Here is a 23780-nt window from a genome sequence, read left to right as displayed (position 1 = left end):
ACGCTGCAATTGGAATATATCTAAGACCCGCCATCCTCATATCGAGGTGAGAGCGGGTCTTTGTTCATTCTTTCTATTCCTGAATACCATCCTGAACAAGATTCAGCTTCACTTGAGCACAGATGTCCATCGTGCCGTAGTCCTTATAAAACGTTTCATTACTCCAGTGGTGCGTACGGCTTCTTACATACTCTCCATATGCGACCGGATCTACATTTTTCTTCTGACACTTCCGTATCAATTGATTGATTTTGGATGCCAAATGAGTTTGCATTTCGGTTTCCAATTCCTTCATCTGTTTACCGGATAACAGGAAATCATTCCGCGAAGCCTTGATTACGGAAGCATTAATGTGAATGGTCGTATTTAGGGTCGTTGCCGGTGGTTCTGAAGCCATCCCATGCTTTACCGAGGAAGACAAAATTTTAATCAGCGCATCGTTCTCTGTCGTTTCAGACGATTGCTTCTGCGCTCCCTCCACCGGATGGATCGGTGCCAGAAACTTGCCATTCTTGGCGTCCTCTGTGAGCAGTTTTAAACAAAGCCCCTCTTCCTCGCTCAGCTGAAGTTCAGCCTTTTCCCCTTTAAATACCACCAGGCCATCCAGAGCCACTTTTCCCTGATCGTTCAATCGTAGTCGCGGGAGGTAGATATCCTGCCCTTTGCTAAAATATTGGAATAACGTTTGATGCAGATTGAAATGAGGCAGGTTGGCAAAATTGGAGTTCTGCTCGATCAATTTCATCAGATACAAGGGATCATGAGCCGGAATGGATGCCTTAATAATATCCAGCGCTTTTCCTTCTGCCACAGCAAACTGCATACGCCTGGACACACGGGTATTGTGGGACAGTACGCGCAGAATATCGCCAATGCCGTGGTTTGCATAGGCCTCCCCCAGCACCATCATTCTTAATTGACCATATTCAATCGGCTCTTTTGCCTGCATATTCATTCTTGGCATGACATCAAAGCTGTTCGTTGAATCGATCTCCAGCAGCTCGACATCACTTTTGTCTTTGTCGGTATACTCCCCGATGAGCACACTGTTGTGAATCTGATTATCTTTCCGGTCATACGCGGAAGTAAGGACAAGACTGATTTCGTTCACAATGCTCGTATCCTGACAGGAGCTGAGCAGCAGCATCGCCATTCCGGCCAGTATTATTTTGGGTAGTCTCATCATCCTCTCTCACTCCTCATCCAGCTGATTCGCTTGGTGGATCTTGCCTGGTTTGTAACGGATGATGGAAAGGGGCCTTAAATAGCGGGGCCTCGTATCCGTCTGCTCATAGGAAGCACGAATCAGGCTGTCTTTCAAATCACGGAACTGCATGGGATAAAAAGGAGCCATATAAGGCGATCCCAGCGATTTTAATCGCGACAGATGGACCAGGAGGAAGCAGAGTCCGATCGCGATGCCGAAAGCCCCCCAGATGGCAGCCAGTATAATAATCGGAAATCGCAGAAAACGAATGGCGTTGGACATTTTATAGATCGGTGTCACAAAGGAAGCCAGCGCTGACAGGGATACAATAATGATCAGCACATTGCTGGTAAGTGCGGCCTCCACCGCTGCCTGTCCAAGAATAATCCCGCCGACAATACCCAGCGTCTGTCCAATACGGTTCGGCAGCCTGGCCCCGGCTTCACGCAAAAATTCAATGGTGGTTTCCAGAAATATAACCTCCACCAAAGGAGGGAACGGTACATTTTGTCTGGACGAAATCAATTTGCCAAGCAGCTCTTTGGGTATCACTTCGTAGTGAAAAGTCATCAATGCCACATAAAGGGCGGAGGCAAACAGCGAGAAAATGACACCAAAAATGCGGATTAAGCGAAAAAAGGAACCGAGCGCCCAAGGCAAATAATAATCTTCCGGCGAAACAAAAAAATCAAATAACGTTGATGGACCCGTAATAGAGCTTGGCGAGCCCTCGCTAATGACCGCAACCTGCCCTGTAATCAGGGCAAAGATCACTCTGTCCCTTCGTTCTGTCGTCGTAAACAATGGAAAGGGCGTGAGTGAATTATCGGCTATAAGCTGGTCCAGCTGCGAGGTATCCAGTACAGCGTCAAAATCAATTCCTTTCAGCCTCTCCTCCATCCTGCTCACGTTCTCAGGGTGCGCTATGCCATCCACATACAGAATGGCCACTCTGGATTGGGATAATGAGCCCAGTGTCATCTCCTTGACGATCAGATTGGGCGTCCGCAGCTGCATGCGGATCAAATGCAGGTTAACCGGCAATGCCTCGACAAATCCGACCTTTGGGCCGATGACACTGAATTCATTTTCCGTATCATTATCACTTCTGACCCCTTCCTTGCCGGGCATGGGAACAAGGAGCGCCTCCTGGATTTGATCGCACTGACGAATTAGCAGGTCGCCTTGAAGAAGGGCTTTGACCATTTCCTCGTTTTGATCGGTAACATTGGTTTCCTCTATGGGAATATGTGAGAGCACGTCATGCAGATTCAATTCTTCGCTTGAAGGGATACGTTCCTGCAGCGAATGGATGACCACTTCCAATAGATGGCTGTCCACGAGCGTTTTATAGTAACAGATTTCAACTGACATCCCGGATACCGTCATGGCACTTATCATAAAATCATCGGAACGGCGGCATGAGTCCAGCGGGTCTTGCGGTGACCTGGACCTATGCTTCTCATCATTGACAGGTGAATTCATGCTCCCTCTCCTTTATGCGGATCTGACATGTCCTGATTACCGGTGTGATCCCCTAGATCTTTCCGGACCAAGGAGAACAGGAATACAAGTGGGACATATATTAAAATCAATATTTCACCCATTCTGGTGTACAGCTCGGTAACCCTATCAATATCCACAGTGTCACGAATAACAAACAACAGTACTGCAAAAATAACCATGGCGAATTTCAGTCCGAGACTGGGCTTAATCGATCTATCCAGCTTCAAACAATGACATGCTGCCCACAGGCCTAATGTGATGATGGACAGGATTTTCAGCAGCCAAAACGATAACACCAGATACTCCATTCGCTGGATCAAGGGCATCTCAATGATGCTGATGAGGCTCAGGGTTGGCCACAAATGTTCTTTCATCTGTCCATGACTGAAGTACATAAAAGAATAGATGAAGAAAATCAGATACACTATAGTTGCAGTGACCACCGCGCCATAAGCCCATTTGACTGAACGTCCCGGAGTCTTGATGAACGGGTAGACTACCAGCAGAATGCCGCAGCCAATAAATTCATGGAGCATGTCCTGTGTGGACAGCCACAAGGATGCGACATTATGATCCAATACAGGAAGAAGATTTCGGGGATGAAGATAGGAAGAAACCAGAAACGTCTGGGGAAATACAAATACAAGAATGAAGAGGGTTCCCCATAGACACATCCCACTTACCGACTGAATTCCGCCCGAAACACAGTAATAGATAAGTACCAGGACCACCATGCCAAGCAGCCAGTTATTTTGCGTTGGGAGAATCCATAGCTGGATAACATGAATATAGGAGCGAAAAGCTACAAAGGAGCCCAGCATAAAATATACAATAAAGATCCAATTCAGGATCGAACCTGCAAATCGGCCCCAATAGCGTTGATTGATATGAACCAGAGAGGATTGATCGGGGGATTGGCGAGACAGCAGAACAAACATCATTTTCATAATGATGGAGATGATGACAGCCGCGGCCAAAATGCTGATCCATCCATCTTTTTCTGCCCCTCGCAGCATTTTATACTGAAAATTCATCAAACCGACACCAACCAAACTTACATAGAGCACAAAAAACAGATGAATGGGTGACATGCTGTAGCGGTTCCCGGAAGTGTTCACAGAGTTCTCCCCTTTTCTGAACGAATCATATGCATCTGCTGAAATGATCACGTCTTGCGTTCACTGCACTTATGTTCAGTTGCTTGAGTTAAGTATGTAAATAATTCAACTTTTTATTCAATAGCAAACACCCGCTTATTCCCTTCGAAGGAACAAGCGGGTGCGATATCTCTTTTTTACTACATTAATCTACAGCTCTTCGCCATTGGATTCAATGACTTTTTTGTACCAATGGAAGCTCTTCTTCGGCGTTCTGCTAAGGTCACCGTTTCCATCATTATCCTTGTTGACATGAATGAAGCCATAACGCTTCTTCATCTCTCCGGTCGATGCGCTGACCAGGTCAATACATCCCCACATCGTGTAGGCGATCAGATCCACCCCATCAGCTACGGCCTCTTTCATTTGCTCAATGTGACCTCTCAGATAATCAATGCGATAATCATCCTGAATGGAACCGTCTTCCTCCACCACATCGACTGCACCCAGACCGTTCTCAACCACCATCAACGGAACCTGATAGCGATCATACAGATGATTCAGTGTGTAACGCAATCCTTTCGGATCGATCTGCCAGCCCCAGTCGGAAGCTTCAAGGTACGGATTTTTGATCCCGCCCAGCAGGTTGCCTTCTGCTCTCTCCAGAGACTCATCCGCACTTTCAACCAGGGACATATAATAGCTGAAGGAATAAAAGTCTACGCAGCCCTCACGCAGGGTTTGCTCGTCTTCCGGCTGCATTTCGATTTCAATGCCCTGTTCTGCGAAGAAACGTTTGGCGAAACCAGGATATGCCCCTCTCACCTGCACGTCCCCACAGATCATGTTGGAAAGCTGATCCTTCTTCTGTGCGAGCAATATATCGTCTGGATTACAGGTGTTCGGATAGGTTGTCATAAATGCGACCATACAGCCGATCTGAAAATCGGGGTTAATCTCGTGTCCAAGCTTGACTGCCTTCGCACTCGCCACGAATTGATGGTGCAAGGCCTGGAAGCGAGTCTGCGGATCGTCAATGCCGTCCGTCAACGTTTCCTTGCCCTCAAACAGAATGCCCGCCGCCATATATGCTCCCATCGGCATGGTCAGACAGTTGATTTCATTGAACGTCAGCCAATATTTCACCTGATCCTTATATCGGTTGAACAGGGTTGTACAATAGCGGAGGTAACAATCGATCACTTCACGAGAAGCCCAGCCATTATACTTCTGAGTCAGACCAAATGGTGTCTCATAGTGAGAGATGGTCACCAGTGGTTCGATGTTGTATTTTTTCAGCTCGGCAAAAACATTGTCATAGAACTGCAGTCCCTCTTCGTTTGGCTCCAGATCGTAACCGTTTGGATAAATCCGGGACCAGTTGATGGACATGCGGAACATTTTGAAGCCCATCTCTGCCATCATGGCAATATCCTCTTTGTAATGTCCGTAAAAGTCTACGGCTTCATGGCTCGGATAATACGTCCCCTCTTCAAGGACTGGGGTAATCCGCCGCGGAGTCGTGTGGGTTCCACCCGTCATCATATCAGATGTACTCGGGCCTTTGCCGCCCTTGTTCCATCCGCCTTCGAATTGATTGGCAGCCGTAGCGCCGCCCCAGTAAAATCCGTCTTTCATTTTCATGATAACTCCTCCTTTAATTTTACTTACTTTCAAATATCAGTTCTTTTGGTATGCATGTGAAGTAGCCGTTTCGGCTACGAATCGTTCTTCCGATCGCTGTTATCCTCGTATTTTCTTTTATTATCCTTTCCAAGGAATAAATCCGATGATAAAAGCGAACACTTTGTTTCTCCAGAATCGATTTCGTCCCTCCACTACTTTCACATTTAGTGAAATACTGATCTCATTTTAAATCCTGTTAAATTGATATGACTTTTACACCAGTGTAGCATTCATACCCTGACACCTGTTGTCATGGTATAATCAAGGCATGGAAAATAACCGATTATTTCGAATGCTGCTGCTGTTACTTGAAAAAAAGAAGGCTACCGCGCCTGAACTCGCGAGTTTGTTTGAAATCTCGGTACGCACGGTTTACCGTGATATTGACAGGCTGAGCGCGGCGGGAATTCCCGTTTATACCACTACGGGCAAACACGGTGGCATCCATCTGATGGATAACTATGTCATGGACAAGTCCCTGCTGTCTGAAGAAGATCAGAATGAAATTTTGCTTGGGCTGTACAGCATCAGTGCCATTCCCCACCTGAACAGTGTCCATATGCTTAAACGACTGACATCCATGTTTGATCACAAGCTGGACTGGATCGAATTCGATTTTTCCCCGTGGGGTAGTATCCCTGTGCAGGAAAGAGAAATGTTCAACCTGGTGAAGCAGGCCATACTGACCAAGCAAGGGATGACATTCAACTATATCGACTCTGACGGAGAACCAAGTGTGGAGACGATTGCACCGATCAAACTCATTTTCAAAAATAGTACATGGTATATCGAAGGACAGGACGAAAGCAAACCCCCTCATACCGAAAGACAGACATTCAAGATGAAACGGATTTCCGAGCTCCGTTTGCTGCCAAGGCTGCAGGAGCATCGTTCAGTCTCCGCTGCAGCCGATGTGGAAAAGACTACTGCGAACGCTCCTGTATCCCTGGAATTGTTATTTTCAAGCACCATTGCTTATCGGGCACATGATTTTTTTGAACCTTCCCTAATCGACAAGCAGCCGGATGGTCAGCTTCGCGTGACGCTGGACATTCATGAAGGAGAGCGGCTGTATTCGTTTCTGATGTCATTTGGCGCAGAACTGACTGTGCTTAAACCTCCACATGTCAGACAGGAGCTGCTCCACCGACATATGAAAGCCGTTCAACACTTGCAAAAAGTCATTCAAGACAGCATGAAGCAGAATGAGTGATATAATGAAATCCTGAGCATCCAAGGGCTATATGAACTTCAATTCATCCATTTTGTAGAGGAGGTTTGTCCATGCAAGACATCAGACGCAACAATGTGGAACGTTTCAAAGGCTTCGGTACGTTATATGACCAGAATCGCCCGTCTGCACCGACAGAGGTCGTGGAAATTCTGAACACCTACCTCGGCACCAAACCGAGATTGGTTGCAGATGTGGGTTGCGGTACCGGATTATCCTCATGGATCTGGCTTAATGAAGCTGAACGAATTATCGGTATAGAACCCAGCGATGACATGAGAGCTGTGGCGGAGGCTAAATGGGAGGCGGCGGGCAAGCCTGACCATCTGCGATTTGTATCGGGGTTGTCCCATGAACTGGGGCTGCCGGACGGCAGTGTTGATATCGTGACATGCTCCCAATCGTTCCACTGGATGGAGCCGCAATCGACACTCCGCGAATTCGCACGTGTACTGCGGCCTGGAGGCATTTTTGCAGCTTATGACTGTGACTGGCCACCTGTCCTGGATTGGCAGCTGGAGCAAGCTTATCAGCAGTTGATCGCCGAAGCCGATGAGCAGGCTTCCCGTCTTGAAGCTCAGGAAAATCAGGCGCATAAATGGAGCAAGGACGAGCATTTGCAGCAGATTAATCAATCTGGCCTGTTCCGCTATGTCCGTGAGATTGTGTTTCATCACCATGAGACGTTTGATGCGGATCGTTACGTCAATCTGGCACTAAGCCAGGGCGGCTTGCAAACCGCTCTCAAGCTGGGAGCAGATGAACTGTTAACCGCTGCAGAAGAGTTCAGAGCGCTGGCAGCACGGATATTTGACGGACAATCGAGAACCGTACTATTTTCTTACCGCATGCGCCTGGGTATCATCTGATATTCTCATCACCCACTATCCAGACTCCACCCGAGAAGAAAGGCAGTGAACCGCTTTGAATGATTCGAATGTCCTGCAGCAAAATCGAGCCTTCATTTTACAATGTTTGGATGCGTACTTCGACTCCCCTCACCGCGACATTCTGATGTCTCATCCGGCCAAAACGGAGGAGGAGGACTACGGCGTGCCCGTGGAAATGCAGGATGGAGCGGTGGATGAAGAAGGCTGGGTTCGTTGGAAAATGATTCCTTCGACGGTAACGGAAGACCAGATTCGTGAGCTTGAGCAATCCTTTGAATTACATGTTCCCATCCCGCCGCTATACCGTGCCTTTCTTAGCACCCGGTATGTACTGAATGTCTATCTCCGTTACGACGATTTCGTCATTGGGCTGCCGAATCTGCCCTCCGATCGTCCATTAGAGGATTTGCATGGACTATGGTCAGCCTGGAAACCACTAATTTCAAAAGGCTACGTTCCATTCGCTACATATGAAGATGATGCCGGACCAGTATGCTGGGATATCCGTAACCCCCACGGGGACGAGGATTACGCTGTCGTTTGGTTTGATCATGAGTTTCTGGTGAATGATGAATCACCAAGCCGTGAACAGCTGGAGGGTTGGGCCAAACCCCTTTTTCCTTCATTTCGGGATATGCTCATTCCGTTTGCGTCCAGCCATCATTCATAACTTCAATAGAGTAGAGATAACTTCAATAGAGATCCCAAAAGACGGTTCCTCTGAAGAGAGAACAAATGAAACGGTTTCCGTTTCGGAGACAATTGTTTTACAATAAGGAAGTATGTACACGAGCATCTGGCCTGGATGCTGACACTAGAGTTGATTATGAAAGGATGCAAATGAATGATTATTAAACCAAGAACGCGTGGTTTTATTTGTACAACTTCCCATCCTGTAGGTTGTGCCGCACAGGTGCAGGAACAGATTGAATACGTGAAATCCCAACCGGCGCTGAAGGGGCCACGTAACGTGCTCGTTATCGGCGCTTCTACCGGATACGGACTCGCGTCACGTATTGTTTCCGCGTTTGGCGCAGGAGCAAATACGATCGGTATTTACCGCCCAAGCAGCTCCACGGACAAACGTACCGCTTCCGCAGGCTGGTATAACTCTGCTGCATTTGAGAAGGCCGCAGAAGAAGCAGGCCTGAAATCGTACAGCATCACTGGAGACGCTTTTGCAAACGAAACGAGAGAAAGAGCGGTTGAGCTGATCCGCAGCGAATTCGGCCAAGTTGACCTTGTGGTCTACAGCGTGGCGTCCGCACGGCGTACCGATCCGAACACTGGAGAAGTTTCCAACTCGGTGCTGAAGCCGATTGGACAATCGTACACCAACAAAACAGTCAACTTCCATACGGGCGAAATCACTTCCGTTACCCTTGAGCCTGCAACCGAAGAAGAGATTCGCCAAACTGTAACGGTAATGGGCGGCGAAGATTGGGAACTGTGGATGGATGCACTGCAGCAAGGCGGCGTGTTGGCTGAAGACGCAACCACGATCGCTTTCTCCTATATCGGTCCTGAACTGACGCAGGCCATCTACCGTGAAGGCTCTATCGGCCAGGCCAAGGATCATCTGGAGGCGACGGCACACAAGCTGAATGACCGCATGAGTGCTACAGGTGGGCGTGCCTATGTGACCGTAGCAAAAGCACTTGTGACTCAATCCAGCTCCGCGATCCCTGTCGTGCCGCTGTACATCTCTGCTTTGTACAAAGTCATGAAGGAAAAAGGGCTGCACGAAGGCTGCACCCAGCAATTGCAGCGTCTGTTCGCAGACCGTCTGTACGCTGGAGGAGACGTTCCAACGGACGAACAAGGACGCATCCGCATTGATGATTGGGAGATGAGAGAAGATGTACAGGAAGAAGTGGCGAAACTTTGGAATGAGTTGACCACGGAAAACATCTACGATCTGTCTGACCTTGAAGGGTACCGCCGCGAGTTCTTCCAGCTGTTTGGTTTTGAAACGGATGGCGTGGACTATGAAGCAGACGTGGATCCCAATGTTGAAGTACCGCATCTGCGCTAATCAAAGGTAACAGGGTACGCTAAACCTAATGAATTAAGGCATAACAAAAGGAGAGCCCGGGGCTCTCCTTTTGTTATGCTCAGACTTGTGGAGTGAATCGTCTTATCCTTGAATCCATCTCAGCATCAGAGTGACTTAAGCTGTTTCTTTAGCGTTTGTGGCGCGGTCGTTTCCACCGTGATGGATTGCGCCCCATGCATGCTGGCGAAGAAGGCAAGTCCCTCCCGAAAATCCGATATCCATTCCTCCACCGGGGGGGCACCCTCTTCCATTGCTAACAAACGTATCGTGAGTACGCCCGTTTTACGGTCCAGCCTGGGGTCCATCCGACCGATCAGTCGATCTCCATGAAGAATGGGCATGGCATAATAGCCATAGGTTCGTTTGGATTCGGGGGTATAAATCTCCCACTTATAATGGAAATCAAACAAATCTACGATCCGTTCCCTTCTCCACAACAAGTTGTCCAATGGAGGTAAGAAGCGAACCGGACCTGATGGCTCATAATGTGGTTCTTCCTGTTCCATCTTCAAAAGCATCTCTTCATCTTCTGCTCGAATATAGTAAGGCGTCCCTACTCCCTCGATTTCCAGCGGAATCAATCGTCCATCCGCCACTCGTGCAGCGATCTGAGCACGCCGTTCAGCCGCGCTCCATTTCAGCCATCCGAGTCTGGGATCACGGGTATCCACCACCCGATAGGCATAAATGTATTTGTCCAAAAGCGCTTGGTGTTGTGTATGAGCATCCCGTTCTTCACTTATGTGAGGTACCTGCTGATGCAGATATGATTCAGTGATCTGGAAGTATCGTTCATTCCCTTGTCGTGCAACCACCCGGATGGCTGCGGTATCCAGAAGCAGGTTCAAAGCAAGGCTTGTATCCTTGGTCTTTGGTGCATCTGGACGATCCCAATATCCACTGACTCGATCAACCGCACGAAACGCTTTGGAGGGTAATGGTCCTTCCTCCGCAAGGCGCTGCAGCACATGCTGTACCGTTCCTTCCAAACCTTGCAGGGATGGAGCCAGCCGTTCCCTCAATCTTGCACGTACAGGTTCGAAAAGTGCGTAGTCCTCTATTGGGATGACACATGCGGCATTGGCAAAATACTCGAATACTTTGTGATCACTGAGCAATGTATGTAAATATCCCGGAGTGTACCCCGGATCACGGGCACCCAGCACCAAATGCTGGTTTCCGGCTACTGCGGCAACCGGATCGATCTGCACGCAGCCTAACGTACGAATCAAATTCATGACCTGATCCGGACCGGACGGTCTCCCTGCTGCCGGCCAGCGTTCCAGCAATAATTGGGTGTGCAGCAAAAAACGCCGAACAGCTGTCTTTGTCGTGCGCATGGGGGTGGTCATATGTATTATTCGTCCCTTCTAACAGGATTCATGGTCATGCAGGCATTCGCCAGATATATCCATTTTATCAGTCTTTAATGAAGCATTCCAACCAGGATGTGTACAAGGAAGAATTTTTTATGCGCTCATGCATACCCGTTGGACAAAATAAAAAGAAGCACCACCATCCTGGATGATCCGCTTCTTGTGTTTGACCTTTTGCAATTTCTCCTGTTTGGTTGGCATGAGACGCACATGCTGGGATAATGCACCATAATCCCCGTTCATTCTCCGGCTCTGTTCCGGGCAATACTGTCCTGACCGTTCTGCTCTGCGTAATGCTTTTTGGGTTTGGGTACGTGCCATAACGTATTCACACACTCCTTTGATTGATATACACTCAATATATCATGTGCAGGCAAACAAGTGGAAGTGAATCATGCCTACTTTCATCAAAAAAAGGCCCCACTGGGGACCTCTGAAATTGCATTTACCATTTTAAGCTTAGCGTGTAACCCGCTTCCGCTTGGATTGCCAAGTTTCCACAGGCTCCTGATCATCTTCTTCAATCCGTTCCATGGCTTCTTCCACTCTTCTCGATTTGAACAGAACGATCAATTCCATCAGATCTTCGCGGTCCAGCAGCTTTACACCATTTACCGCAGCCAGCGTCCGGCAGGCTTCCGTGTATCTTGCCGAAGTCAAGACGATCGAGCGGTCTGCTTCATAATAACGCATTGATGTATAGATTTCCTGTACCGCGCTTAGTCCAACGGGATGATTCGCTCCGTAGCGCTTCGCCTGAATGACATTACGTCTGCCCAACCGGTCCATAAAAACAAGATCCGCTCCAAAATCCCGGCTGCTGGTCGTCTTATGAACCTCATTATAGCCAAGCTGTTGAAATAAATGAAAGAGATACAGCTCAAATTCAGACCCATCTTCCATTTTATCGATATCCTTAATCGAAATCTTGCGGGGATTCGCTTCACTTCGTATGCGCTTTCCCCGTCTGATGATTCGCCGAATCACCCAAGCCAGCAGCAATAATACAACAATCGATCCGATCACCCAGGGGGTGAAGTTGTCATTCCAGTTCATATCTTTTCTCCTTGTTCATCCCTCTACCTAAATCATACTTGTACACATTCAATCATGTTTACCGCACTAAATATAGCAAACTTCCACCCTGATCGGAAGAAGATGAATTCCCTGTAACCGTTAAACTTCACAAAACAAAGATAATACCATACCTTATTGATAAAAGGTTACAGTCTATCGGGTTGAATTCCAATTGTATTAAATGGTAGAATTCAACAATCGGTTCTATTTTGAACTGAAGAAAGGTGGTTTATAACTTGCTTATATCAAACAAACGCAACACCAAAACATGGGCAGCCCTGCTACTCAGCGGCGTGCTCCTCTTCAGCATGAATACAACAGGTTACGCTGCGGTACAGAGTGAGCCGCTTCCCAAACCTGCTTGGACTTCATCTTCCCTGATGCAATCCCAAGTTAACACGGAAAAAGACGTCATAATCAAGGAGATCAACGCAGTACCTGCCAAAAATTTGGTATACGTGCATTCCTCCCAGCCTGTAACCAAGACAAGCAGCGCTACGACGCTGGACTGGCAGCTCGATACACTTCAGGCACTGGATGCGACAACAGGCAAAGTGAAATGGAATTATATTTTCCACGATAAGAGCGGGCCGTATACAACCTACTCCGATTCGCTATACACCAGTTACGGCACAGCCTATGTATATATGGAATATTCCGACGGAACCAAGAAGGTATACTCGTTTAATACATCTGGCAAGACAAACTGGGTTAGAACGGTAACCGCTCCATCTGACCTGTATCTTCTCGATGACGAGACTTTGTTAATCGCTTCAAGTCAGGGCGCTCAGTCCAATGGTTCGGTTCGAACCGCTCTCTCGCTCTATGACAAGAAAGGCAAACTCATTACCGAGAAAACAATTAACGGTGCTGTGCTTCAAGCAGGCAATGACCGCATTGTGGTCGATGCCAGCAAACGAACCAAAGTCGGCAGCTATTGGCAGCCAGCAGCGAATCCTAAAGTGGAGATTTACGATCGTTCGCTGACCCGCCTGTCCTTCTATCAGTTCCCGAGCAATGCCAACACCCAAGGAGACGGTGGCGGTGAATCCCTTGCTATACTGGACGATGGATCCATCATTATGCGCGCCAACTTTGAAAACACGGGCAACAAACTGATGGGCTTCGGCACAGACGGCAAACTCGCCTGGGGACGCACCATTGCTGGCAATGCCTTCATTCAGACGGCAGGCAGCGGTTATACCCTGTTTACAGGTTCCAAGCTGGAGCTGTACACCATGAAAGGCAAAGTAACCGAGCGTACGTTCAAGGACCAGCAGCCTGTCCTGATGCAGGTTGAACGGACACAGGATGGACTGTACCAACTCGATTTCGCCAAAACAGGTTATATTGTGGACCCGGAAACGCTGAAAGACGTACATGTATACACCACAAGTGCATCGGTTCCTTCCATGGAAGGTCCTTCAACGTATATCAACCATGTCTTTTATGCTATTCAAAATGACACATTATCCAAATATGTGCTCAAAGCTTCAACAGAAAAATAAGGGAAGTGCCCTGGAAGACCGGCTCACGGTTGACAGGGTGCTTTTTTATTTCCCTTTTCCTTTCTTGCTTGTCATCATCAATCCTTTTGTTATAATAAAATCGTAATCTCACTTTTTATTTAGAATTGGCAAAGGAGCATAATTTCCCCCATGATCATTCAATTTATTCGATACAGATAACTTGGGCATAGAAATAAACCTCTTTTTTTTAACATTTTAGAGGTTTATTTGCTATGCCCTTTTCTTCAGTTATCTAATTCTGAATGAATGGGGTGTTTATCCATGTCAATTCATCGCAGAGAAAACAGCGCTGCGCTTATGAACTCTTATATCCACATGTTGAGTTGTCCGATCTGCCATGGCTCAATAGCCAAGGTGGACCGGAACCATATCCAGTGCGCGTCTCGCCATGCGTTTGACTTTGCAAAGCAAGGTTATATCAATGTCATGACACGCAATTTTAAGGGGAACTATGGCAAACAGTTATTTACAGCCAAACGGAGAATTTTGTCGGAAACTGACGTCTATGCTCCGCTTGGAGAAAAGCTTCGTGCATGGGTTGATGACTATTCCACGGAAGCCAGTCATCCTGTGCACATTCTGGATGCCGGCGCAGGAGAAGGAACTTTTCTGAATCAAATTACGAAAGACACTTCAGTCGTGGGCTGGGGACTCGATATCGCCAAAGAAGGGATCGCCTTGGCTGCCTCTGCTTACCCGCAACAGATCTGGTTTGTTGGTGATCTCGCTTGCAATCCATTTGTAGCAGGACAGATGGACTTGATTCTGAATATCCTTTCACCTTCCAACTATGAGGAATTCCGCAGAATACGGAAGGCTGGAGGCTGGACGATCAAAGTCATCCCTCGGGAGCAATATTTAATCGAATTGAGAGAGCTGTTGTTTCCTGATCGTTTTGAACACAAGAACAGCTACGATCATACCTTCAATCGTTTTGCAAAATATAACCATGTTCTCGCCACCATCCCGCTCACATATACACAGCCTGTCCCAGAGCATCTATTGGATTCTCTCATTCACATGACCCCTCTTTCCTGGCATGCAACGGAATCGGACTTGGCACGAATGAAGGATTCCCTGTCGGAGATCACTATTGATGTAGAGATATTAGTGGGGACAAGCTTATAATCATTTTGGAATGTCGACGACCCGCACGATCCACTAGACAATAGAATGACCCAAAAGCCGTGCAGGTTCCTTATGGAATCTGCACGGCTTTTTAGTTCGTCATAAGACTATTACCTTATTTCCAATTCTCTTCAATAAATTCATCCCGCCCGGACAGGGCACGGTCTTCCTTGTAATGCTTTTCATTTTTCTTATGATAATCCTGATGGTAATCCTCGGCCGGGTAGAACACTGCCGCATCGCGGATTTCAGTCACAATGGGTTGATTGAATCGTCCGCTTGCTGCCAGCTCCTGCTTGGACTGCTCAGCCAGTTCACGCTGACGTTCATTGTGCACAAAGATCGCTGTACGATATTGTGTACCACGGTCCTGGAACTGCCCACCGTCATCGGTTGGGTCAATCTGTGGCCAGTAAAGCTCCAGCAGCCGTTCATACGGGAACAGGTCCGGATCGAACGTAATTTCCACAACTTCGACGTGACCGGTCTCTCCCGTTTTGACCTGTTCATATGTTGGATGCTCAACGTGGCCTCCTGTATACCCGGATACGATTCCGTGAATGCCTGGCTGCTCTTCAAAAGGTGTAACCATACACCAAAAGCACCCGCCGGCAAATGTCGCTTTTTCCATTGTCTCGCTTCCCTTCACACACCCTGCTATTATCATGAAACGTTGGTGTAACCTGATTCGTTACTGGTCTTTCCTTATATATCTTAAAACAAAAAGAGGTTGATGGAAAGCCATTCGAATGGCTTCTCATCAACCTCTTCATTCTCAGGTGGGAAACATCATGATTTCCCATACGTTCGCAGCACAGTGAAATGGTTACCCGCGACTACGACCCATTGAGCGGAAGATCAAGCTTACGATTGCTACAAGTACGATGGCACCAATCAATGCCGGTACGATGTAGAACCCGCCCATCTCTGGACCCATCTCTCCGAAGATCACGCCGCCTAACCATCCACCGATGAAACCGGCAATGATGTTACCGATCACACCACCCGGAATGTCACGACCCACGATCAGACCTGCCAACCATCCAATGATACCACCAACAATTAATGCCCATAACCAACTCATATCATTCACCTCTAATTAAAAGTTTTTGTTGTTGTCTGTCTACTATTAACCGCTACAGAAGCATTTAAACAACTGGATTAAAAATTGTTGTATATTACCTTTTGTTCATATGCTTCATCTCCGCACGACAAGCCCTTCCCAGCAAGGAAACAACGCATATTGCTTTCCGTTCAGCCTGAACTGCTTTAAACGGTGTGATGTACCTCCCGAAAGTCATTGTATGTTGAGGCAGACAACCGTAGTATACCCAATTGAGATTTATAATATTTGGCGGCACATGGAATTAATAAAAACCCGCTCGTCCTTTTCCAGGCTGGGTCAGCCAGTTGTGTTTATGGCTTTTATCCAGTTCTCCCCGCATGGACTGAATCACTTGCACGATATCCGTCTGGCCATTCTGATGCCATTCCAATGCAGCACTGACATACAGTTCACCAAGCTGTGCAAGTGAGAATGTATCCGTCAGCCGAGCTGCTTCATGCGTGCCTTCTTCGCCGGCAAAGACGTGAAATCCCCGCTGCTGCAAATATTGCAGGCGCAGTGCTTCATCCGGCAGCGGGATCTCATAGGCCCGATCGAACCTTCCGGCACGATTCATAAGGCCCGGATCTATTTTCTCCGGATAATTCGTTGTTCCGATTAGAAAAATGCCTTCTTTGGATGTCGCTCCATCCAGTGTATTCAGGAAAAAGGACCGCACTTCATCCGGCATTGAATCAATATCTTCGATGATCAGCACCATGGGCGCCAGGCGTTTGGCTGCCTCAAACACTTCCCGAACCGATTCACTGTTGGTATATTCGGTAATCTGCCAATATGCAGCCGGGCCCGGGATACTGCCCGCAATGGATTTGACCAGGGTGGTTTTCCCGTTGCCCGGATGACCATACAGCAAGATTCCCCGTTTATACGGAATGTCATACTCCCGGTAAAAGGAGCGATCCGCCTCGAAAAACTGATCAAGTGAGCGGAAGATATCCTGTTTGATCTGAGCCGACAGAACCACATCGTCTCTTCCTACCGAGCGGGTGATGGATTCGACATGACGTTCACTGCCATTGCGGGCATCCGTATATACCGTAACCTTTTTCATATTCTGCTGCCGTTCCCGTTCGCGTACACTGCCCAGAAACTGCTTCAGCTCCTCCTCGCCTACAGCAAAAACAAAGTCCTCGTTGTAGATGCCGTTATCCCTGAAAAATGGAATACGTACGAGAGCTACCCCCCATTTGGGATAGGCAAATACGTTGTTGCGAATGGAATAATGAACACCGTATGTAGGGACATCACCATCATCCTCATAATGCAGCGTACGCAGCTCAAGATCCTCGAAAATACGGGCAACCAGTTCCACTTCGGTACTGTCGCTCAATAGATCTTCCTTCAGCAGCTCCCAGTATTCGTTGTTCGGATCGTCACTGGCAAACAGCTCATAATGAACTCCGTAACGACTGTTTAGTGCTTCAATAATGCCTCGAATCAGGCGAGCATAGGTGGCATAGCCCTGAATTCGAATCTGGTCATCCTGTTGATTGTCATAAATGTAAATGGCTTGGGTATGAATGGCTTTTTCCTTCTGTACTGTCATTACTTGGCTCCCTTCACGGCTGCAAGCGGTTTACATTTGGCTACAACATGAGCCAGGCCTGCCCCGGTAACACTATCAATAATTTCATCCACGTTCTTATACGCTTGTGGCGATTCATCAATGATCGATTCAAGTGAACGCTGGTTCACCACAATTTCATCTTCTGTACCCACACCCAGTGCCGATGCAAAATCCTCTACCGTAACCAGGCGTTTGGTCGCGGTACGTGACCGGATGCGTCCCGCTCCATGGCAAATCGAATAATAGTTATCCGCGCCCTGTGGCTGACCTACCATGATATATGAGGCCGTTCCCATGGAACCCGGAATCAGTGCCGGATGACCTGTGGCCAGGTAAGGTTTCGGATTATCCGGGTGGCCTGCTGGCAGCGCACGCGTGGCCCCTTTGCGATGGACAAATACAGATCCTTTTTTTGCATGAGATTCCTCCCAGGCGTAATTGTGCATCAGATCATACAGTGTACGGAATTCACATTTAGGACCAAACACTTCCCGGAATGCCTCCCGGATGGCGTAGGCAATCAGATGTCTGTTCACCACAGCATAATTCAATGCGGAATACATCATGTTCACATAATGACGCCCTTCGGGATGCTCCAGCGGAGCAAAAACCAGTCTCGGATCGGATGTGCCGAGTCCGTTTCGCTGCATCACTTTGGCAATGGCAGAGGAACTGGTCTGACTCACATGTCCGCCCCATGCGCGGGAACCGGAATGGATCATGACTACAATCTGACCATCGTACAAGCCCCAGGCTTCGGCGATCGATCGGTTCTCTTCTGCAATTTCAATGGCCTGGATCTCGGCAAAATGATTACCCCCACCCAAGGTGCCAAGCTGACGATGGGCACGATGCCATGTCATATCCGGAACAAGATTCAGCACTTCTTCATCATAAGCAAATTTGCTGCTTTCCACATGGGTGATGGAAGTTGATTTCTTCGGGGTATAGCTGTCCGGAATATATTTTTTGGGCAAACCATGCAAGCCTTTGCGAACAATATGCTCCAACCTGATGTCCGAGAAATGGCCGCGTTGGCTTGCTTCCATCGGCAGCACTTTCTCAATGGCTTTGACCAGTTTGCGGCGCAGTTTTACATCTTTCAGATCATCCCTGTGCAGGTTGGTCATGTGCACACGCATGCCACAACCGATATCACTGCCCACAATGGATGGGGACACATAACCTGTCTTTGCGTCCCATACCGCCGTCGTACCGATGCAGGTTCCCACGCCCACATGAACGTCAGGGGTATAACTCATATACGAAATGCCGGGAATTTGCAGATTGTTGTTGGCCATTTCAAACACTTTGTAATCCAGTGAGGAAAACAACTGTTGTGCAGCATATACCGTCAAATCTCCTGCAGGCAATTTCACTTCATGCCGGTAGCCGCCAGGAAATTCCTTTTGGCTCGTAAATAAATTGGATTCTGTATTCATAAATGTAATGATTCCTTCCTGTTCTTATCCTTTAGTTGTTTTTAAAAATAATAAATTTTGAGATCATGCATCTTCATATCCGGATCTGTACGTACAACAAAAAGAAGCCATGGGACCGATCGCCCATGACTTCTTCATGACAATAACAGAGAACAGGAGGGCATGAAAATACCACACCACTGTCCCCTATGGCTGTATAAGCCGAGGTTGGCATATCCATTCCTGCTTCGTTCACAAGTCATAGATATGCCCCTTCTCCTATGTCGCCCGTATGAGGCCGATGAGACGATGAGCTGAATATGCAGTTGTAATTATGCGACTTGGTGTCTGTATCCCTTTCAAATCATAACCAACCATCATGTCTTTCGGCCTCCCTTCATAAATGTTAAGTCTTATATTAATGGGACTCGTTTCGAAATGTCAACCCTTTTCTTGGAAATTAACTCTTCTGCATTGTTATGCATATAATAAGCATTTTCGCATAAATCAATAAGCGACTCCTAAATCTTCAATATATAGATTCGAAATGGTTCTATTCGTCTATATATTGTACCCCGGAGCGAGTAGAATCGAATTATGCAAAATGCTGAATAAAAAAGCAGGGTTCTGTATGTCTACAGCCCCTGCTTTTCACGGAAACATATGTTTTTATATCAGCATATAATTTAGTGTCCTGCTTGCTTTTCCAACTCTTCAACCGGATTTTCGTCCTCTTTGGCAGGAACTTTGGAAGACAGGAACCAACCGCATACCGCAATGGTAATCAATACGATATAGAATCCGAATTTCCAAATTTTATTTTCCGGGAAATGTTCATCCAGTACACCCAGCGAAGGATGCGCCAACGTAATAACTGCCAGCTTAACCCCTACCCACCCTACGATGACGAAGGCAGCCACTTCAAGTCCCGGACGGGAATGAAGCAGTTTGACGAAGAACGAAGCTGCAAAACGCATAATGACGAGACCAATAAATCCTCCCAGGAAGATGACGATAAACTGTCCACCATCCAAGCCGCCAATTGGAGGCAATCCACTTGGTGGCAGCGCTACAGCCAGCGCTACAGCTGCCAGAATCGAATCGACTGCAAATGCGATATCCGCTACTTCGACTTTGAAAACCGTCATCCAGAAACCGGATTGTTTTTTGGTTTTCTTCGGTGCATCATCTGCTGCTTCGTCTGTCTTGTTCCGACTGCCCATGATTTTCTTGGTGATGTGGTTAATCGAGATGTAGAGAAGATACAGCGCTCCGATTGCCTGAACCTGCCACACATCGACCAGGAACGAGATCAGGAACAAGGAACCCAACCGGAAAATAAAGGCTCCGAGCAAACCGTAGAACAACGCCTTTTTGCGTTTCTCATCCGGTAAATGCTTAACCATAATCGCAAGCACCAAAGCATTATCTGCTGCCAGTAATCCTTCCAGGACCACCAGGACGATTAGCACCCAGCCATACTCCAATAATAATGACAAATCCAAATTTGACTCCTCCTTAGTATCCTTATGATGTACAAAAAAAGGACCTTTACCATTGCTGGCAAAGATCCTTTTTATCCATAAAAAGAGACCTTTACCCAGCATAATAACTTGGTAAAGGTCTCGCTAACAACAAATTGCTGCCAATAAAGCCGGGGATGTAATCCCGAATTGACGACTTTACTGTGAAAGCTACTCCCCTTTAACATCAGGAATATTCAATTTTAAGTTCGTACATTCATACGGTTCAAATAACCTGTTCTCATCATATTCACAACGCTTCTCAAAGTCAAGCTTTATTTGGTGACGCTTTGACTCTGATCCATTTTTCGAAATACGAAAAAGTCGTATATGAAGTTGCCCAGGGGGATAAACGAAATAAAAAATAAAGCGATCGGTCGACGCAAACGCCACTTTTGCGTGGTGTACATACTGACCATAAACAACATATACATCAGGAAAAGAAATCCGTATATATTGCCAAACCATGTGACTGATTGCGGCAAGATCCCTGCATTTTTCAAGGGAAAAGCAACAAACAGCAGTAACACATATGAAAGTCCCTGCAGCCACAACAGCAACCGGAAGCGGCCCAGCGTTGAATGTAACATCATCTTCCTCCTGTTTCTATACACGTAACGAATTGATATGCAACCTGTACAGTATATCACAAATACATACCTCATCGGTACTTGCACCTATCCACTTTCCATACCAATTCCCGTCAAAGGCATGCTGCTATTCACCCCTATATTCTAGAGGCGCCAAATGCCCTTTGAGAGCATAAGATATGACGAAGATTCGTTACGAGTATGGGACAAGGAGGAGCCGCTTAATGAGAATAGCGATGGTTGCACCCGAAAAATTACCTGTGCCTGGTAACGGTTCAGTCGAAATAAGCATCTTGGGTATCGCTCGCGAACTTGCACTTCGTCATGAAGTCACGATTGTTAGCCGGGAAATGCCTGGTCTTGCGGCAAAAGAGCAGCTTGAAGGAATTACAATCCGCCGCGTTCCATCCGGCAGTCCCGATCAATACATCCAAGCCGTCATCCGTCTCCTAAAGGACAGTTCATTCGATATCATTCAGGTGGATAACAGGCCCCGCTGCCTGGCTCGAATCAAGCGAAGCCTGCCTGACATTCCCGCTATTCTGTTTCTTCACTCCTTGACCTTTGCTCAGCCTGGACCAGCAAGATTAGCGTTGTTACGACAAGCCGACTGCATCGCCGTCAACAGTTTGTCGCTCCAGAAGAGATTGGGACGCCGATTCCCTTCCGTGAAACATCGGATGCATGTGATCCCTCTGGGTGCTGATCTGACCCGTTTTACTCCTGCGATTAACGAGGGAAAGCATCCCCAACTGTCAGAGCCGTCACAGCCCTTCTCCGTGCTGTATGCAGGCAGGCTGATTCCGGGCAAAGGAGTGGACATTCTGATTCGCGCAGTAGCACTTGTGCAGCAGAAGATGGATGTACAATTAATCATTGCTGGGAAGGGACCGCAGGTATATGTCCGCAAGCTGCGTCTGCTTGCCAGAAAATTGCGGGTACGTTCATCTTTTCTTGGACAGATTGCCCATGAACAGATACACCACTTGTACCGGGCAGCTGATTGTCTGGTTTGCCCCTCTCAAATGCATGAAGCGTTCGGATTGGTAAATGTTGAGGCCATGGCTTCCGGATTGCCCGTTATTGCTTCAGACAATGGAGGCATTCGCGAAATTATCGAATCAGGAATCAGCGGCTGCCTTGTCTCTCCTTATGACAAGCCTCTGCCCTTCGCTATCTGCATTCATAAGCTTGCCAGAGACCCTGCGCTTGCCCAGTCTCTGGGAAAAGCAGGCCGGGCAAGTGCAGTGAACCAGTTTGGCTGGTCACGAACCGCCATGCATCTGGAGGCAGCATATACAAGACTGATCCGCCAATGAGCTGTATGGTACATGTGAATAATCAAGAGATCAAGAGCATAACTAACTGCCCCAATCTGTGCTATTGAGGAACTGGTTATGCTTTTTCCCGTGACTGCCAGCTTGTAATCCATGACTCCATTTGAGGAACGGGCACATGTACCATTTCAATCAGTTCCACGATAATCATATCCTTCATGGCAAACCGAACCCTCGCACAGGTCTGCTGATGAAATACATCATAGAAACCATTACCTGCCCAGCACCCATGCGGGACAACTACTGGATCGTTTACGATATATCCCACAGTTCCTATTGGAGGAATAACAACCTTGATCGCATGATGATCTGTACGATTATTTGGATCCTTGACCAAAAATACCGTATCTCCTACATTCAATGCCTGAACACCATGATAGTGCTCCATTCGATCCATCGCTGCAAATAATTTACTGCTCATAACAACTTCTCCTTTTCCTTTTGTCGATATAATAAAACGAATTATTCATCACCCTCATAGCGCTGCAACCATTGAATCAGTTGTTTGCGGATCTCTGTACGAAATTCACGGGGCTCAAGCACCTCCGCTTGAGGGCCAAATTGATATAACCACATGAGGAACTCGCGACTGCTGTTTAAAGTGACTTCGAATAACAAACTACCATCCGGCAAATCCGTCATTCGCGGGCGAACAAACATCTCTTCTTCTTTTATGTAGGGTGCCATTTTTTCCGTAAATTTTACCTTGAAATGAATAAGTTCGTCCCCTCGGTCAACAGACCACGTATTTTTCATATACTGCGCAATGTTGAAATCCGCTTTATCAAAGTGGGCATCTGTCCGAGTCACGTCGAGAAAACGACTAATGCGAAACAACCGAACCTTCCGCAGCAAATGGCAGTATCCAACGAGATAAAAGCGCTGATCACGTGGAATAAGATAATAGGGATCAATTTCACGGACCGTTATTTCATTGTCGGTAAGTGTGTGGTACCGGGTACGTAGGGTTTCCTGATTAAGAATTGCTTCAATAATCGGGATGAGCAGATTAGGGTCTTTGCCTTCTTCCCGGTATGCAGGTGTGCCCATGCGAATGATACCTGCAATATTTTCGACGATATCGCTGTTTCTCGATTTTAGTTTGGTATGGACCGACATCACCTTGTCAAAAGCTGAATCGAATTCAGCCGGCAGCTGGGAAGTATCCACGACAGAAGGAAGCATGGAAAAGACCATGGCTTCCTGTTCCGTGAAATCGAGCGGATACAAGGCGAAATTACCAATAAATCGATAACCCTTGCCGTAGCCTTCGTTCATAATAGGGGCAACCCTGTCCAAAATCCGGAGATCACGATAGATCGTGCGCACTGTGGTATCACATTTCACAGCCAATTCCTTGGCGGTGATTCCGGGATTCGCTTGTATAGCTTGAAGTATACGCAGCAGACGAACTAATTTCTCTGTCATGTAGT

At 47.3% G+C, this 23780-nt stretch carries 22 protein-coding genes; 7 read left to right on the top strand and 15 right to left on the bottom strand.

What is annotated here, in order from left to right; all coding sequences use genetic code 11:
• Positions 1-73 precede the first annotated feature (73 nt).
• The 4 genes from HP552_RS20485 to HP552_RS20470 all read right to left on the bottom strand — a co-directional run bounded on the left by HP552_RS20485 (position 74) and on the right by HP552_RS20470 (position 5454).
• Positions 74-1186 (bottom strand): Ger(x)C family spore germination protein, encoded by a 1113-nt coding sequence (locus HP552_RS20485; protein WP_175397249.1) that lies wholly within the window; start codon positions 1184-1186, stop codon positions 74-76.
• A 6-nt stretch (positions 1187-1192) separates the two neighbouring features.
• A complete protein-coding gene (locus HP552_RS20480) occupies positions 1193-2692 on the bottom strand; it encodes a spore germination protein (protein WP_175397248.1) in 1500 nt (499 codons plus the stop codon).
• Entirely contained in the window at positions 2689-3831 is a 1143-nt protein-coding gene (locus HP552_RS20475; RefSeq protein WP_175397247.1) for a GerAB/ArcD/ProY family transporter, read from the bottom strand. The genes HP552_RS20480 and HP552_RS20475 overlap by 4 nt, the downstream gene beginning before the upstream one ends.
• Positions 3832-4020: 189 nt before the next feature.
• Entirely contained in the window at positions 4021-5454 is a 1434-nt protein-coding gene (locus tag HP552_RS20470) for a glycoside hydrolase family 1 protein (RefSeq protein ID WP_175397246.1), read from the bottom strand.
• Positions 5455-5764: 310 nt separating this feature from the next.
• Between HP552_RS20470 and HP552_RS20465 the strand changes: the two genes are divergently transcribed.
• From HP552_RS20465 to fabV, 4 genes are all read left to right on the top strand, one after another.
• A complete protein-coding gene (locus tag HP552_RS20465) occupies positions 5765-6709 on the top strand; it encodes a helix-turn-helix transcriptional regulator (protein WP_246310984.1) in 945 nt (314 codons plus the stop codon).
• 71 nt (positions 6710-6780) lie between these two features.
• Positions 6781-7596 (top strand): class I SAM-dependent methyltransferase, encoded by an 816-nt coding sequence (locus HP552_RS20460; protein ID WP_175397245.1) that lies wholly within the window; start codon positions 6781-6783, stop codon positions 7594-7596.
• 55 nt (positions 7597-7651) lie between these two features.
• Entirely contained in the window at positions 7652-8287 is a 636-nt protein-coding gene (locus HP552_RS20455) for an SMI1/KNR4 family protein (RefSeq protein ID WP_175397244.1), read from the top strand.
• A 174-nt stretch (positions 8288-8461) separates the two neighbouring features.
• Positions 8462-9652 (top strand): enoyl-ACP reductase FabV, encoded by a 1191-nt coding sequence (gene fabV, locus HP552_RS20450; RefSeq protein ID WP_175397243.1) that lies wholly within the window; start codon positions 8462-8464, stop codon positions 9650-9652.
• A 125-nt stretch (positions 9653-9777) separates the two neighbouring features.
• On the opposite strand, the gene HP552_RS20445 is transcribed toward fabV, so the two are convergent.
• The 3 genes from HP552_RS20445 to HP552_RS20435 form a co-directional block, all read right to left on the bottom strand.
• Positions 9778-11025, bottom strand: coding sequence for a winged helix-turn-helix domain-containing protein (locus HP552_RS20445; RefSeq protein WP_175397242.1), 1248 nt, complete (start codon positions 11023-11025; stop codon positions 9778-9780).
• 117 nt (positions 11026-11142) lie between these two features.
• Positions 11143-11370, bottom strand: coding sequence for a ribosome rescue factor BrfA (gene brfA, locus HP552_RS20440; RefSeq protein ID WP_175397241.1), 228 nt, complete (start codon positions 11368-11370; stop codon positions 11143-11145).
• A gap of 138 nt (positions 11371-11508) precedes the next feature.
• Positions 11509-12105, bottom strand: coding sequence for a restriction endonuclease (locus HP552_RS20435; protein WP_175397240.1), 597 nt, complete (start codon positions 12103-12105; stop codon positions 11509-11511).
• 257 nt (positions 12106-12362) lie between these two features.
• Between HP552_RS20435 and HP552_RS20430 the strand changes: the two genes are divergently transcribed.
• Positions 12363-13634: a PQQ-binding-like beta-propeller repeat protein gene (locus HP552_RS20430; protein WP_175397239.1), complete on the top strand. Its 1272-nt coding sequence runs from the start codon at positions 12363-12365 to the stop codon at positions 13632-13634.
• A 282-nt stretch (positions 13635-13916) separates the two neighbouring features.
• The gene (locus tag HP552_RS20425) at positions 13917-14783 is read left to right on the top strand and encodes a putative RNA methyltransferase (RefSeq protein WP_175397238.1); all 867 of its coding nucleotides are present in this window, start codon (positions 13917-13919) and stop codon (positions 14781-14783) included.
• Positions 14784-14898: 115 nt separating this feature from the next.
• Here the strand turns inward: HP552_RS20425 and msrA are convergent, their stop codons facing one another.
• From msrA to HP552_RS20395, 6 genes are all read right to left on the bottom strand, one after another.
• Positions 14899-15414, bottom strand: a complete 516-nt coding sequence (gene msrA, locus HP552_RS20420) for a peptide-methionine (S)-S-oxide reductase MsrA (RefSeq protein WP_175397237.1) — start codon at positions 15412-15414, stop codon at positions 14899-14901.
• A gap of 195 nt (positions 15415-15609) precedes the next feature.
• Positions 15610-15867 carry a GlsB/YeaQ/YmgE family stress response membrane protein gene (locus HP552_RS20415; RefSeq protein ID WP_175397236.1) on the bottom strand — a complete coding sequence of 86 codons (258 nt, stop codon included), beginning with the start codon at positions 15865-15867 and terminating at the stop codon, positions 15610-15612.
• Positions 15868-16150: 283 nt separating this feature from the next.
• Positions 16151-17455, bottom strand: a complete 1305-nt coding sequence (locus HP552_RS20410; protein ID WP_175397235.1) for an AAA family ATPase — start codon at positions 17453-17455, stop codon at positions 16151-16153.
• A complete protein-coding gene (locus tag HP552_RS20405) occupies positions 17455-18918 on the bottom strand; it encodes an RtcB family protein (RefSeq protein WP_217506510.1) in 1464 nt (487 codons plus the stop codon). Before HP552_RS20405 ends, HP552_RS20410 begins: the two co-directional genes overlap by 1 nt.
• 665 nt (positions 18919-19583) lie before the next feature.
• Positions 19584-20402 carry a MeeY/MeeF family manganese export membrane protein gene (locus tag HP552_RS20400; RefSeq protein WP_175397234.1) on the bottom strand — a complete coding sequence of 273 codons (819 nt, stop codon included), beginning with the start codon at positions 20400-20402 and terminating at the stop codon, positions 19584-19586.
• A gap of 293 nt (positions 20403-20695) precedes the next feature.
• Positions 20696-21013 (bottom strand): DUF3817 domain-containing protein, encoded by a 318-nt coding sequence (locus HP552_RS20395; RefSeq protein WP_175397233.1) that lies wholly within the window; start codon positions 21011-21013, stop codon positions 20696-20698.
• Positions 21014-21234: 221 nt separating this feature from the next.
• On the opposite strand from HP552_RS20395, the gene HP552_RS20390 reads away from it, so the two are divergent.
• Entirely contained in the window at positions 21235-22329 is a 1095-nt protein-coding gene (locus tag HP552_RS20390) for a glycosyltransferase family 4 protein (RefSeq protein WP_175397232.1), read from the top strand.
• Positions 22330-22405: 76 nt separating this feature from the next.
• Here HP552_RS20390 and HP552_RS20385 read toward each other — a convergent pair whose 3' ends face one another.
• Both HP552_RS20385 and HP552_RS20380 read right to left on the bottom strand, forming a co-directional pair.
• On the bottom strand, positions 22406-22768 hold the full coding sequence (locus HP552_RS20385) for an HIRAN domain-containing protein (RefSeq protein ID WP_175397231.1): 363 nt from the start codon (positions 22766-22768) through the stop codon (positions 22406-22408).
• Positions 22769-22809: 41 nt separating this feature from the next.
• The gene (locus HP552_RS20380; RefSeq protein WP_175397230.1) at positions 22810-23775 is read right to left on the bottom strand and encodes a helix-turn-helix transcriptional regulator; all 966 of its coding nucleotides are present in this window, start codon (positions 23773-23775) and stop codon (positions 22810-22812) included.
• Positions 23776-23780 lie beyond the last annotated feature (5 nt).

It is taken from the genome of Paenibacillus xylanilyticus (assembly GCF_013359935.1).
Lineage (GTDB): Bacteria > Bacillota > Bacilli > Paenibacillales > Paenibacillaceae > Paenibacillus > Paenibacillus xylanilyticus.
This window is presented reverse-complemented; position numbering and strand designations above follow the sequence as displayed.

Coding starts and splice junctions, on each gene's coding strand:
- HP552_RS20425 (WP_175397238.1), top strand. CDS start 13,917: ATGTCAATTCATCGCAGAGAAAACAGCGCTGCGCTTATGAACTCTTAT.
- HP552_RS20395 (WP_175397233.1), bottom strand. CDS start 21,013: ATGATGTTACATTCAACGCTGGGCCGCTTCCGGTTGCTGTTGTGGCTG.
- HP552_RS20405 (WP_217506510.1), bottom strand. CDS start 18,918: ATGAATACAGAATCCAATTTATTTACGAGCCAAAAGGAATTTCCTGGC.
- brfA (WP_175397241.1), bottom strand. CDS start 11,370: ATGGCACGTACCCAAACCCAAAAAGCATTACGCAGAGCAGAACGGTCA.
- HP552_RS20460 (WP_175397245.1), top strand. CDS start 6,781: ATGCAAGACATCAGACGCAACAATGTGGAACGTTTCAAAGGCTTCGGT.
- HP552_RS20445 (WP_175397242.1), bottom strand. CDS start 11,025: ATGACCACCCCCATGCGCACGACAAAGACAGCTGTTCGGCGTTTTTTG.
- HP552_RS20465 (WP_246310984.1), top strand. CDS start 5,765: ATGGAAAATAACCGATTATTTCGAATGCTGCTGCTGTTACTTGAAAAA.
- HP552_RS20385 (WP_175397231.1), bottom strand. CDS start 22,768: ATGAGCAGTAAATTATTTGCAGCGATGGATCGAATGGAGCACTATCAT.
- fabV (WP_175397243.1), top strand. CDS start 8,462: ATGATTATTAAACCAAGAACGCGTGGTTTTATTTGTACAACTTCCCAT.
- msrA (WP_175397237.1), bottom strand. CDS start 15,414: ATGGAAAAAGCGACATTTGCCGGCGGGTGCTTTTGGTGTATGGTTACA.
- HP552_RS20435 (WP_175397240.1), bottom strand. CDS start 12,105: ATGAACTGGAATGACAACTTCACCCCCTGGGTGATCGGATCGATTGTT.
- HP552_RS20415 (WP_175397236.1), bottom strand. CDS start 15,867: ATGAGTTGGTTATGGGCATTAATTGTTGGTGGTATCATTGGATGGTTG.
- HP552_RS20410 (WP_175397235.1), bottom strand. CDS start 17,455: ATGACAGTACAGAAGGAAAAAGCCATTCATACCCAAGCCATTTACATT.
- HP552_RS20470 (WP_175397246.1), bottom strand. CDS start 5,454: ATGAAAATGAAAGACGGATTTTACTGGGGCGGCGCTACGGCTGCCAAT.
- HP552_RS20380 (WP_175397230.1), bottom strand. CDS start 23,775: ATGACAGAGAAATTAGTTCGTCTGCTGCGTATACTTCAAGCTATACAA.
- HP552_RS20485 (WP_175397249.1), bottom strand. CDS start 1,186: ATGATGAGACTACCCAAAATAATACTGGCCGGAATGGCGATGCTGCTG.
- HP552_RS20480 (WP_175397248.1), bottom strand. CDS start 2,692: ATGAATTCACCTGTCAATGATGAGAAGCATAGGTCCAGGTCACCGCAA.
- HP552_RS20390 (WP_175397232.1), top strand. CDS start 21,235: ATGAGAATAGCGATGGTTGCACCCGAAAAATTACCTGTGCCTGGTAAC.